The sequence below is a fragment of the Leptospira neocaledonica genome (genome assembly GCF_002812205.1).
Taxonomy (GTDB): domain Bacteria; phylum Spirochaetota; class Leptospiria; order Leptospirales; family Leptospiraceae; genus Leptospira_B; species Leptospira_B neocaledonica.
This window is the reverse complement of sequence record NZ_NPEA01000013.1, coordinates 22,639-35,345: the sequence shown is the minus strand read 5'-3', so window position 1 is coordinate 35,345 and position 12,707 is coordinate 22,639. Positions and strand designations below refer to the sequence as shown.

Here is a 12,707-nt window from a genome sequence, read left to right as displayed (position 1 = left end):
AAATCATCCGTTGAAATTTTTATTCTCCAAAAACGAATCAGAAATACCCGCGTTAAACGGCTTAAGAGCATTATCTATTTTTTTGGTAATATTGTACCATTTTTGGGACCACGCGGATAAGCTACATTTGCTGAATTATGAACACCCTCTAGTAAGGGTCGTTTTTCATAATCTTAGAACGGGCGTGGATTTATTTTTTATTCTAAGTGGCTTCCTAATATACAGTGGATTATTACAAGAAAAAAGGAAAACAAATACCCTGGATCTAAAAATGTTCTATATAAAAAGAACTCTTAGGATCATGCCGGCCTATTATCTTTGCCTTATCGCTTCCTTTTTTTACTCTAAAAATATATTAAATTATTATAACTCTCATCCGGATCTTCATCCTGAAGGAATTGCAGGGATACAGAAATTAGCTTCCACAATTTCTCACTCTTGGGCAGATGTTTTATATATTTCTAATTATTTCAATGATAGACTCTTTCTTTATGGCTGGTCCCTATCTATTGAAGAACAATTCTATCTAGTGATCCCAGCTCTTTGTCTTTTATTTTTCTTTAAAATACCGGACCGACTGAGAAGGATTACATTATTGGGATTATTTTTCCTCCCGTTATTTATAAGATTCATATACATGTCTTTCGGACTGACGGAAGCTGTCATACTTTATCATACTGAAACGAGGTTCGATACCTTAATTTGCGGAATGCTGATCGCGGAATTAGTATTTTGGAAACCCGATTTTTTAACATCGAAAAATCCCAAATTCTCTTATCTGTTAGGTTTTGGAGCAGTCTTGTTCTTAAGTTTTGCCTATTTAACGGAAAGAGTTGGCTGGGGTTTGGTTTTCAATTTCACCGGATTCCATTTAGGATATTCCTCTCTATTCATATTAGCTTTATGGAAAGAAGGTTTTATCAATCGGCTTTTTAGTCTTACGATTTTTAGACCTTTCTCGAGGATCAGCTATACAATGTATCTATGGCATACACCTTGCACAGCAGTCGCACTCGGAATAATTTTTGGATCAAAAATCCCAGGAAGTTTAAGCTTGGGACAATTTTTCTTGTTCGGACTTTTTGCAATTATAGTGTCTTTCGTAATCTGTATTCCGATCTTTTACATAACCGAAAGACCTTTCTTAGCGCTTAGAGATTATCTAGTCAAAAGAATGAAACAAAAGAAAAACGAAACAATGGTCCCGAACTAGGGACCTATCTTTTGGATTTCTCGCATTCTTCTAAAGTTTGCAAATTTCCATAACTCGCGACTCTAAGAGAGATTTTAGATTCTTTTATGGAAATATAGTATTAGATAATTCCTTTAATTTCCAAGAATATTAAGATCATGGAAGAAGTAACTCCTACGAGAAGACAACGATAACTCCATCTCAAATATCTATATTTTGTAAAGTAGAGAGATTTTCCCAAATTATATAAATCTCTAGTCAAGGCTTCATACAAAGAAGAATCTTCCGAAGCGATATCTTCCATCTTGGTCATAAATTCTTTTTCACTCAACGGAGCAAAATGCCCGAAAAACAAAGGATTTATTTGGCCGTTCTTTTTCTGTTTGAACGTGGGCATCACCGCAAGTATCGCCAAGATTGCCGCGATTACAATAAATACCATCAGAGTGAGTAAACCTGTTCTATAGACCGGCCTTTGGACGTAGCCCAAAGAAAGTGAGAGTATTACGAATGATGCGGCGATCAAAATATTCGCCTTTTGGTCCGCCATCTGGCTGAGCTGAGAATGATGTTGGTGAACGGTCCTAAAAAGATAATCTACTGCAGAACGAGCACGGACCGTTTTAAAATGATCTGATTCCATATAGCTCCAAGGATTTTGGAAAATTTTTTAAGACAAGACATAATTGCAATAGTCCATAGCCCAAAGTTTTCTTTTTGGAATTCCCACACTCCATTTCACTTTACATATTTAAACGTATCGTTTATATAGTATATATGTATTTAGGTCCCCTGGAGGGTTTCCAAGACCAGTTGTTTCGTCCGGTACTAGGCTGGAGCAGGGATAATGTCGGGCTTTTAACAGGAAGACAGGGTATCTATAAATTGGCGCTTCTTTGGGAATACGCATTTGCCGTTTCCGGATTCCAGGTCTTTAACTTGGACTGTGCCATTCGTTTCGATGTATTCACTATCACCGAAGAGACTAGAAAAAGAAGAGTATCCCCCGAGGCTCTTTTGGAAAAAATCCTGGTCCAGAGAGCATTCACTCCTTATCAAATCTTGGATTCCGTCCAGGAAATCTATTCTTCTAGAAAAGAAAATACGATCTATTTTATCCTAGCTCCCTGCAAACAATTCTTCGATGGAGATGTGCAAGACGACGAAGGCCTTTTCCTTTTGGAAAAATTGGTATTATTATTGGAACGTATACGTTCCAGACAGATTCCTATCGTACTTGTGGAATCCACAAAATACACTCATCCCAACTTTCAAAAAATTTTTCCTAAGTTAGTCGAACTCTCCGAAGATCTTTGGGAATTAAACGTGGTCGAAGGTCATTCTTATCTTAAGATCAGAAAAGCGAAATCTATATACGAGATCGAAACAGATCCGAATTCCAAACAGGAGTTTATTTATGGGTAGGACGGTTATTCCATATTCCAGACAAATGCAGTATATCGAGTCTAGTCTTGGACAATACAGGAGAGGACTTCGTAAACCGGACCAGGAAATTTTTGATGAATTGATTCGAACTGCAAAACTTCAGGTACAAGCGGGGGTAATGGCTTCTTCTCCCTATCCGATCGATATCATGCTTCTTACAATGATGATCGATTTAAAAAAGGAAATACTCAGATTAAAAAAAGAATCGGAAGATCTTCGGAAACAAGAATGAATCTCCGAACTACCAAAGGATATCTGTTCGACGTTTATCATGCGGAGGACATGGTATATCTTTGGTTAAAAAATGAAAAAGGTGAATCCCAACTTTTTTTAGATAAATTTTATCCGATCATATATGCAAGAGGAGAGGCTGATCTACTTAAAAAATTAGTAAAACGTCTTTTCGAATTAGATGCCATCCAAGAAATTCCGGTTTACGAAAATAGAAACCTATTCTACGAAAATAAAACAGTTCCAGTCCTAAAAATTATAATCACCAGACCTTCTATCCTTCCCAAAATCAGCCGTAAATTATTCGCTCTATATGGAAAATTCGAGATTTATCATTCTGATCTGGATCTTCCGACCAGTTACATGTTTCAGAAAGGTCTATTTCCTTTATGCAAAATGGAGATCGATTACACTGAAGATCCTGGAGCAAAAAGGGTCGTAAATATCAGAACGGAAGACTCTCCTAAAGAAATGGATTATGAAGTTCCCAAATTCAAGATCATACGTTTGGAACTCAAAAAAAGCCATAGGATCAATATAGAAAATAATCCTTTGATCGTAAGAACCGAAACGGATTACCATGAATTGTCCGGAACAAATCCCAGGAGATTATTAGAAAAATTAGATATACTTTTAAAAGAAGAAGATCCGGATATTCTTCTGACCCGGTACGGAGACCAGGTCATTCTACCTTATTTATTCTACCAATCCCAAAAACAAGGATTTCTGCCCGCACTGGACAGAGATAGGACCACTCCCATCCGAAGAAATATCAGCACCAAAGGAACCAGTTATTTTACTTATGGAAATATAGTGTTTAGAGCACCTTCTTATCCTTTATTCGGAAGATGGCATATTGATTCCAAAAACAGTTTCGTATATAAGGAAGCAGATCTAATGGGAGTTGTAGAACTCGCGAGACTTTCCAGACTCCCTATGCAAAAAATGGCAAGAGCATCCACAGGCAAGGCACTCACCTATATTGAAACGGATGTGGCCTTAAGAAGAGGCTATCTGGTTCCTTGGCAAAAAAGTGCGGTAGAAGCTCCTAAAACGGCGCTCCAATTATTGGAGGCGGACAAAGGAGGATTAGTTTTTCAGCCGGATATCAGCTATGGAAAAACGGCGGAGAATGTCGCCCAATTGGACTTTGCTCAGATGTATCCCAGCATCATGGCAATGCATAATATTTCTCCAGAATGTGTGAACTGCTTATGTTGTAGCAACGACGAAACAGTTCCGAAGGCTCCGGATATAGGATATCGTATATGCAATAAACGTAAAGGAGTAGTTTCTGAAGCCTTAGAGCATGTCTTAGAGAGAAGAGCCTATTACAAAAAACAATCCAAGATCAGCTCCGGAGAACAATTGGCAAATTATGAAGCAAAACAAGCCAGTTTAAAATGGATGTTAGTCACTTCTTTCGGATATTTGGGTTATAGGAATGCAAAATTCGGAAGATTAGAAAGTCACGAAAGTGTAAACGCTTTCGGAAGAGAAAAACTTCTACTCGCAAAAGAGACCGCAGAAGAATTCGGCTATGAATTCGTTCATGCGATCACCGACAGTATATTTATTAAAAACTATAATTCTTCTCCATTAACTTCCTCTGAATTGGATTCTCTGTGTTTAGAAATACAAAAACGAACCGGGATCAGAATGGAAGTAGATGGAATCTATAGCTGGTTACTTTTTCCTCCTTCCAGTCAAGATTCTGAAATGCCTGTGGCAAATAGGTACATGGGAAGATTCCAATCCGGAAAATTGAAATGTAGAGGAATTGGAGCCAGAAGAAAGGACCTACCGACCTTTATCACAAGCGCCCAATATGAAATGTTGGAATGGATGAAAACTAAGATTAGTATCCAAGATCTGAAAGAATCCGAATCCGAAATTTTAGCCATCTATCATAAATACGATGCCATGATCCGTCAAAACCATATTACGCCCGAAAATCTACTGCTTGTCAAATCCAGCTCCAGAGAATTGGAAGAATACGAAGTAATGGGAGCTACCGCACTTTCCATGATGAAACTTAAGGATTTCGGAATGGATGTGCAAGCAGGAGAAAAAATAAAATACTTAGTATTGAACCAAAGAGCTAAAACCAAGGACAGAAGATATATGCCTGAAGAAGAATTACAACTCTATCCGAACAAGATCAAAAATACAGGTTTCGACAAAGAATATTATAGAAAAATGTTAGCCGGGGTCTTCAGAGAAGTTTGGGCAGAATTTGCATCCTTCAAGGATTTTGATTCCCTTATAGACCCTCAAGGAAGATTCGATTTCTAAATTAAAGAGCACCCTTTTGCATCAATTCTAGATTCTTAATATACCTGTCTCTCTCTCCAGGATGATCCGATTTCCCTTTAAATTCCAAGCCTAGAGTTAAATGCCCATCCTCGTCTTTTCCCCACCAACGGATCGCTGCAGAAACAGTCAAAGGTGCCTGCATCTTAAAAAGAACATCGAAGATAAAATCTTCCTGCTTAGTTAAGGTATCGATAAGATTCGGGTCATCGATCTTCACTTTAAGTCCCTTGGCAGAAGCATCCAAAACCTTGAATTTTTCTGTAGTCTTAATTGTATTAGATTCTTTGATCCTCCCAACAACCTCATCGGAAAGTTTCCCCAGTTCCGAAAGATAATCCGAACTCAGCTTTTTATCCTTACTTTGAATCCAGATATAACCTATCGGGATCGGTTGGTCTGAATGGTTTTTGTAAATGATAGGGCGAATAAGTTCCGAAACAATTTTCTGGTCCTTAAATTTTCGGATCATTGTCCCGATATCATCATCGATATCCTTGGAATAATCCAAACGATCAGGCCCTGATTCGGAATAAGAATTAGCGTTTTGTGTATCTTCCAGCAATAAGGACTTACGAGAACGTTTAACGATTTCGAATTTCCTATCCAACCCGGGTTTAAACGTCTCTATTACTATATTATCAGTGCTGTTCTTTTTCAGGCGATTTTTATAATCTTCCAAATTCACCTTTATCAAAGTCGGAATATTGAACATATTCGCTTCAATAACCGTTTTCGGAGTGATTAAATTTGTGACGACTGCCTTGCCGCTCAAGACTTGGACCCTTGGACTTTCCCGATTCAATTTTGCGATAGCGAGTCTTTCTACCTTCAAAAGGTAAAGGTCCTTCTCCGCTTTTTGAAGGTATTGACAGTCAATTTCTATATACTTGGCCAGAATCTTGAATAAAGAGACCTTCTTCTCCCCCATTTCCTCCCAGTCTTCCGGCATACGGATTAGGATTTTCTCATCCTCTTCCAAATACTTTTTGATTACCGCTTTTTTATCAAAAGGATAGATCTTAAGAGAAAGCTCCTGTTCCAGTAAATATTTCAGAATGACATGCTTTTTCTGATCCTTGGAAACGATATAATCTAAAGTTCTGGAATTCTTTTCAAAATATTGCATAATCCGACTGGGCTTCTTTTAATAAGCGAATTGATTCTTTTCGAATTAACCGACTCACAATTTATTCTTGGAATGTCTTTCGTTTTCGCATTTTTTACGATAAAATCGGCTTCTTTTGAAAAAAATTTTTTACTAAATTTCATCCGTTAGGGGACACCGGCCGACTAACGTATCACTCGAACGGGGGAATTTGAGAACTGTGGGGAAAATCCTCAAAAAAGTAAGTTTTATCTATGTTTTCGTAGACCAACGGTTTTAATTTGATACGGAACTAATATAAAATGAAAGAATATACTTCCTAAAAATTATTCGGTTGACTAGTTTTAATTTTGGAAATAAATTATTAATTAGATTTTGAATTCGGAGACTATATGAAAAAGTTACTTATTGTCCAACTTCTTATTTTAATCCTTTCCGCTTATTCAAAACTCGGTCTTTATGCGGACGGATGTTATATCTGCGGTTCAGGTTCAAGTTCCAATTGTAGGGACTATTGCAGTTATTCAGGTTCGGATACTTCTGAAAGTCGCAAAAAATGTGAGAAGTCAGGATGTAAGATCGGAGGAACGGCTAGTTGCCCTACTGCCGTAAATTATAAAGTTTGTTCTGCTTCTATTTTCGATTCTCCTATCGATAAGAAAGGTTACCTAGCATCCCTTCTCGCTAAATAGCTTCGAATCCCGGGGAGTAAATCCCCGGGTGTCTTTTCTTACTTCAAAGTATTTATAAAATCGCTTAGGTCGGCGCTGATCTTAGGAGAACTTACTTCGAATACCATAGGAGGATTTGTCCCCAGCGTAGGGCTGAACATTCCTAAACATTCCAGGCTTCCTATTCCACATTCTTTTGGATTGGGAGAGATCCATAATGCCCTCCATACCGAATAATTATTATCGTATTCCAATTCTTTAATCAAATTCAAATTTTTATCATATACTAACACTTTTGTATTCGCGGCATACGCTTCATAAGAAGGTAAAATCCCCAATGTAGCAACACTAAACAAACTGGAAAAGATCGTTACAAAGTTCAGGCCTATATTCCTTGTTTTTTCGAAAACAGGATAGTGTAATCCCATGATATAATAATCATAAGGAAGATTTTTAAACGAATATGTGTAATCCTGCCCTGTTTTTGAGATTTCTAAAAACTTTTCTAATTCTTTGATCCCAGTAGGTCCTGTTATCTCTAAGAAAGATTTTACGAATTTCGAAACCTTCTCCTGAGATAAATCCTTTCTAATTCCGTTTGGTTTATTCTCTCCCGGGATCGGAAAACTTCCCCCAATAGGCTCTTTGATCGTTCGAGAATATGGATCGGAAAGAGCTTCGAAGTCAACCGTCCCGTCAGGATTTTTTAACTTAGTGGATTTAAAGGTGTTAAATCCTAAATAAGCGATCCTGAATTTTTTAGTCGGTTGTTTTGTTGGAGCTCCTACATCTCCGGCTTGAGTAAGAGAATATCTGGAAGCGCAGGCATTGGATAAAAATAAAAAGAATAATGAGAAAACCAGTAAACGCATTTGGAAACCCTAAACGAGTTTTCAGGAAGATTCCAGTAAAAAATTTATCTCGTTTAAGGATTAAATTCTCAAACTTTTTCTTTTGAAGGAATCAACACCAAAGCTAGACAGCATAGAGCGATCACTAAAGTAACCGGAGTGAATAGTGTAGTCTCGGTAGAATTGATAGAGAATAAATTACCCAAAGTATTCAGAGAAAAGACAGCGACCATGATCCAAAGTGTTATACGAACAACCCATTGAGGAATTGGAAGCTTGATATATTTGGAGTCGAGTGAAATCACTATCAGAAAGATAGAATTTAAAAGAATAGAAATAGATTCAAATAGGATCATCTGTTCCCAGGTTTCCAATTTTCCTCCCCAAACTATGGAAAAAGGGACTGCACCGGAAATAATGATCGTATGAAAAATAATAGAACAGGAGAAAAATAAAAGAAGTAACCCTGCAGCTAACTTTCTAATCAGTATCTTTTTATTCATAATATCTACTCTCAATTATGCAAAAAAAATCCCCCAACGAATCAAATTCGGAGGGGGCTTTGTGAATTTTGAAACGGATAAAAGAACGTTCTTCTTTTACTTTTTCAGCTCAGGTGCCAGATCTGCCAGAGGGACCTTATCTTTCGGAAGGTTTCTGTAGACATCAAATTCGAATCCGTCTGCAGATTTTCCTTTTGAATCAGGTCCTGCGTTAGGATCGTTTTTATAATTATATCTGTCTCTATCTTCTCTGTCTAAGAAAGGTTTATAATCGGAACGATATCCCCATTTGAAAACGGAATCGTCAGGATTCTGAGCAACTACCAAACAAACCGGGTCTACCCAGCCTTCGTTTTTCTCGGTCTTAATACGGACCAATTTTTTCGCGATGTAATAATGGTTTCTGTAATCATAAACCTTTACTACAGTTCCAACGGGAAGTAGTTCCACTTGAACAGAACCCGGTTGCTCGTCAGAAAGAATCCCGACCTTAGGATCTAATTTACCTTTTTCTAATGTAGGGCAGTTAATATTCCCTACAATTTGAGCGGTGTTAGAACAAGCTCCCAAAGCGAGAGCTGCAATTCCGAGGATCGTAATATTTAATACTAATTTTTTCATGATCCTTTTCCTTATTGGTGATGGTGTAAAGAGTCTTCCAATCTCGGATCTCCCACCGGAATCAAAGGAGCTTTTTCTAATCTTTTCAGAACAACCAGACCGAATACTCCAATCACTCCTACTACTGCTCCTAAAGATACCAAGTATCCTCCGAAGGAGAAATTCACGAAATTAGCGGGATAAACTAACCAGAAAATTTCGGTAGCCTGAGTAAAGATAACCCAAAGAGCAACTTTTACTAAGAAGTCGATGTCTCTTTTGTTTGGACGGTTTAAAAGAAGTAAGAAAGGAACTGCAAACTTAATCGCAGGCAATGCCAGAGTCAAATATTCCCATCCACCGGTTAGTCTTTGCTCATAGAAGAAAGTTTCTTCCGGAATGGAAGCATACCAGATCAACATAAACTGAGAGAAACCAACATAAGCCCAGAATACTGTGAATCCGAGTAAGAATTTTCCCAAGTCGTGGATATGGTTTTCGTTCACCAGGTTTCCTAAAAATCCTTTCTTCTTCAGGTAATAAGCCATGATTATGAAAGAAGAAAGTCCTGCCTGATAAGCTCCTGCGAAGCAATAAACTCCGAACATGGTGGAGAACCAGTGTGGAGTAAGAGACATTACCAACATGATGGAAACTAAGGAGAAAGATAGTGCGAAGAATATAATATATCCTCCGGCTAACTTCGCATTAAACTGAGTGTGCTTAACGTCTTTGTCGCTGTCCTGAGTTACGGATTTCTTATAGAATAAGTATCCAAAGGTAGACCAAGCTGCTCCTAAAACAACCACCATCGCGGAGAAGAATCCGATATTCAAAAGTGGCTTTTTGTGTTTTAGAAGTTTGTCCGCTTCTACAACTTCTGCGTGAGTCCACTCATATAGATCATGAGCTCCTAAGATCAGAACAAGAAGAAGGACCGCTGCAACCGGGACGAATAATCCATACGTTTCGGAAATTCTACGAAGAGTTACCGGCCAATGTGCACCTGTAATATGTGCCAAAGAAGTAAAGAAGATCCCTGCAAGTGTAATTCCCAAAATGAAAAATACACCCACCAAGTATGCAGACCATGCCGGATTGGAATGACCGCCTTCATGACGAAGTTCAGGATGTCCAAGACCGAAAGTTGCAAGGCCTAAGCTTACTAAACCTACTAGAATCATTCCGACCAGAGCGTTTCTGGTTTTGGAATCCAACTTAAAGTTGATTAAGTTTTGTTCTACTTTAACTTCCATTATTTACCAGCCGTTCTGTTGTCGTATTCTTGTAATTTACGAACATATAATATGATTTTCCAACGATCCTCGGAAGGAACCTGAGAAGCATAACTTTTCATAGCTCCTTTTCCTTCGGTGATGATATGATAGATCTGTCCGTCGGAATAACCTTTAGCGATTGCAGATGTAAGTGCAGCCATTGGACTTCCGTCGCCTTGAGCCATATTCAAACGTGGAGCTGGACCTACTACGGTTCCATTTCCTTGTCCTCGAACACCATGACAAGGGCTACAATACGTTTGGTATTTGATCTCCCCTTTTTGAAGATTAGCCAAATCACCTTTAAAAGGATTTGCTAAACCTTTATTTGGAAGCTTGTTGAGATCCAGCATACCCGCATACTCGTAAGGGTAATATCCTTGAGGAACTGCTCCCACAGGAGGAAGGCGTAAGGAAGTATTGTTCGGAAAATTAGAGTCCGCTTCCTGAGCCTCTCTTGCTGGAGAATCAGCCATATCCGGCATGTACTCCATTGGAGGAGTCTTAGACTCGCAGTTCCATAGGATCAAACCCGCGAGAGAAAGAGCAAAAATTCTTTGCAGTGAAATCATCAAAATTCTCCTATTTCACCGTCTCGACATGTTTAGAGCCGAGGCCTTTGATAAAGTCGGTCACTGAACCTTCTGAATAATTCGCGGAGTTGGAAGGGATCCAAAGTGCGAATTTGTCGGTAGTGATGTCCGGATGTAAAACCTTACGACCGGTTCTTGGAAGTTTAGCCAGGAAGAACAAAGCTGCAGCTGTGGAAAGTCCAGCCATGAACACTGTAAACTCGAATGTGATTGGAATATATGCGAACCAAGCGTTGAAACTTTTTCCGGAAATATTGATCGGCCAATCGTATTTATGAGTTAAATACTGCATAGAGAAACCGGTGATACATCCGAAAAGCCCCATGAAGAAGGTCACCCAAGGAAGTCCGGAACGTGCAAGACCCATTGCATCATCCAGTCCGTGAACAGGATATGGAGTAAAACAATCGAAGTTGGTATAACCCTTCTCTTTTGTTTTTTGAGCCGCGTCTATGATCTGAGCAGGAGTATCGAATAGTCCGAAAACTCCATGCTCTGTTTCTTCGAAAGTATGAAACTGTTCTTTCTTAGGAGTATACATTAATGATGACCTCCATCTTTATGAGGCATTACTGTTTTCACTTCCGCGATCGCGATTACTGGAAGTAATCTACAGAAGAGAAGGAACATAGTGAAGAAGATACCGAAGGTTCCGAGTAACATCATGAAGTCGTAAACCGTTGGAATGTATTTATCCCAGCTGGAAGGTAAGAAGTCCGCGTGTAATGTCATTACGATCACGAAACGTTCGAACCACATACCGATGTTTACGATGATGGAAACGATGAACATCACAGGGATGCTGTTTCTAAGTTTTTTAGACCAGAATACCTGAGGCGCAAACACGTTACAGCTGAACATGATGAAGTATGCCCATCCATAAGGTCCGAATGCTCTGTTTACGAAGGTAAATCCTTCGTATTCGTTTCCTGAATACCAAGCCATGAAGAACTCAGTGGAGTAAGCAAGACCCACGATCAAACCGGTAACCATGATCACCTTGTTCATGTTTTCCAAGTGTTTCATGGTGATATAATCTTTCAGTTGGAAGACTTCCCTTGCGATTACCATCAGAGTAACCACCATCGCGAATCCGGAGAAGATCGCACCGGCAACGAAGTAAGGAGGGAAAATCGTAGTGTGCCATCCAGGAACGATGGAAACAGCGAAGTCGAAGGATACGATCGTGTGCACCGAAAGAACCAGAGGAGTAGACAATGCAGCGAGGATCATCGCAACAGTCTCTAAGTGAGACCAAGCTCTATTGGATCCAACCCATCCGAAGGAAAGAATATCATATACCTTTCTGCGAATAGGAGTGGTCGCTCTGTCTCTCACAGCTGCGATATCCGGGATCAAACCGATATACCAGAAAACAAGAGAGATACTCAAGTAAGTGGAAACCGCAAATGTATCCCAGATCAGAGGAGATCTGAAGTTCACCCAAAGAGGTCCTCTTTCATTCGGATAAGGGAATAACCAAAATCCCATCCAAGGACGTCCGATGTGGATGATCAAAGTGGATGCAGCAGTTAACACCGCGAAAATGGTCATCGCTTCTGCAGCACGGTTAATACCGGTTCTCCACTCTTGGCGGAACAGATAAAGAACCGCTGAGATCAGAGTTCCTGCGTGACCGATACCGATCCAGAATACGAAGTTTACAATGAAAAATCCCCAACCTACAGGATTGTTAATCCCGAGGATATAAAGACCTTCGTATACCAAGTATCCGATGATACCTAAATCGATTACGGTAATGGTAAGAGCCAGAATGAAAGCCTTCCACCACAAGGAAGTGGGGAAAGCTTCTACCGGCTTGAGGATATCCTCCGTAACGTCACGGACGGACTTGCCGCCAGTGACTAAGGGTTGGATATCCAGGGCTTCTTTGATTGCGTTAGGTATAGACATAGCGCTTT

Annotated in this window: 13 protein-coding genes and 1 pseudogene; 5 read left to right on the top strand and 9 right to left on the bottom strand. The window is 39.3% G+C overall.

Annotation, left to right across the window (positions count from 1 at the left end):
• The first annotated feature begins 10 nt into the window (after positions 1 to 10).
• Complete coding sequence (locus tag CH365_RS18895; RefSeq protein WP_100770106.1) at positions 11 to 1,213, top strand: acyltransferase family protein; 1,203 nt, start codon at positions 11 to 13, stop codon at positions 1,211 to 1,213.
• Between the two features lie 100 nt (positions 1,214 to 1,313).
• On the opposite strand, the gene CH365_RS18890 is transcribed toward CH365_RS18895, so the two are convergent.
• A complete protein-coding gene (locus tag CH365_RS18890; RefSeq protein WP_100770105.1) occupies positions 1,314 to 1,835 on the bottom strand; it encodes a Pycsar system effector family protein in 522 nt (173 codons plus the stop codon).
• Between the two features lie 134 nt (positions 1,836 to 1,969).
• Between CH365_RS18890 and CH365_RS18885 the strand changes: the two genes are divergently transcribed.
• The 3 genes from CH365_RS18885 to CH365_RS18875 are packed head-to-tail and all read left to right on the top strand — an operon-like array spanning position 1,970 to position 5,164.
• Positions 1,970 to 2,617 (top strand): hypothetical protein, encoded by a 648-nt coding sequence (locus CH365_RS18885; protein WP_100770104.1) that lies wholly within the window; start codon positions 1,970 to 1,972, stop codon positions 2,615 to 2,617.
• Positions 2,610 to 2,870, top strand: a complete 261-nt coding sequence (locus CH365_RS18880) for a DUF8156 family protein (RefSeq protein WP_100770103.1) — start codon at positions 2,610 to 2,612, stop codon at positions 2,868 to 2,870. Before CH365_RS18885 ends, CH365_RS18880 begins: the two co-directional genes overlap by 8 nt.
• Entirely contained in the window at positions 2,867 to 5,164 is a 2,298-nt protein-coding gene (locus CH365_RS18875) for a DNA polymerase domain-containing protein (RefSeq protein ID WP_100770102.1), read from the top strand. The genes CH365_RS18880 and CH365_RS18875 overlap by 4 nt, the downstream gene beginning before the upstream one ends.
• 1 nt (position 5,165) lies before the next feature.
• Here the strand turns inward: CH365_RS18875 and CH365_RS18870 are convergent, their stop codons facing one another.
• Complete coding sequence (locus tag CH365_RS18870; RefSeq protein WP_100770101.1) at positions 5,166 to 6,311, bottom strand: DUF1577 domain-containing protein; 1,146 nt, start codon at positions 6,309 to 6,311, stop codon at positions 5,166 to 5,168.
• Positions 6,312 to 6,745: 434 nt separating this feature from the next.
• Here CH365_RS18870 and CH365_RS18865 point away from each other — a divergent pair.
• Positions 6,746 to 6,982 (top strand): annotated as a pseudogene (locus CH365_RS18865) (hypothetical protein); the annotation flags it as partial.
• 38 nt (positions 6,983 to 7,020) lie between these two features.
• On the opposite strand, the gene CH365_RS18860 reads toward CH365_RS18865, so the two are convergent.
• From CH365_RS18860 to nrfD, 7 genes are all read right to left on the bottom strand, one after another.
• Complete coding sequence (locus CH365_RS18860; protein WP_100770099.1) at positions 7,021 to 7,833, bottom strand: Lp29 family lipoprotein; 813 nt, start codon at positions 7,831 to 7,833, stop codon at positions 7,021 to 7,023.
• Positions 7,834 to 7,901: 68 nt separating this feature from the next.
• A complete protein-coding gene (locus tag CH365_RS18855; RefSeq protein ID WP_100770153.1) occupies positions 7,902 to 8,315 on the bottom strand; it encodes a hypothetical protein in 414 nt (137 codons plus the stop codon).
• Positions 8,316 to 8,411: 96 nt separating this feature from the next.
• Entirely contained in the window at positions 8,412 to 8,936 is a 525-nt protein-coding gene (locus CH365_RS18850) for an Lsa16 family lipoprotein adhesin (protein ID WP_100770098.1), read from the bottom strand.
• Between the two features lie 11 nt (positions 8,937 to 8,947).
• Positions 8,948 to 10,171, bottom strand: a complete 1,224-nt coding sequence (locus tag CH365_RS18845; protein ID WP_100770097.1) for a hypothetical protein — start codon at positions 10,169 to 10,171, stop codon at positions 8,948 to 8,950.
• Complete coding sequence (locus CH365_RS18840) at positions 10,171 to 10,764, bottom strand: c-type cytochrome (protein ID WP_100770096.1); 594 nt, start codon at positions 10,762 to 10,764, stop codon at positions 10,171 to 10,173. Before CH365_RS18840 ends, CH365_RS18845 begins: the two co-directional genes overlap by 1 nt.
• A gap of 10 nt (positions 10,765 to 10,774) precedes the next feature.
• On the bottom strand, positions 10,775 to 11,326 hold the full coding sequence (locus CH365_RS18835) for a DUF3341 domain-containing protein (protein WP_100770095.1): 552 nt from the start codon (positions 11,324 to 11,326) through the stop codon (positions 10,775 to 10,777).
• Positions 11,326 to 12,693: an NrfD/PsrC family molybdoenzyme membrane anchor subunit gene (gene nrfD / locus CH365_RS18830; protein ID WP_100770152.1), complete on the bottom strand. Its 1,368-nt coding sequence runs from the start codon at positions 12,691 to 12,693 to the stop codon at positions 11,326 to 11,328. The genes CH365_RS18835 and nrfD overlap by 1 nt, the downstream gene beginning before the upstream one ends.
• Between the last annotated feature and the right edge of the window lie 14 nt (positions 12,694 to 12,707).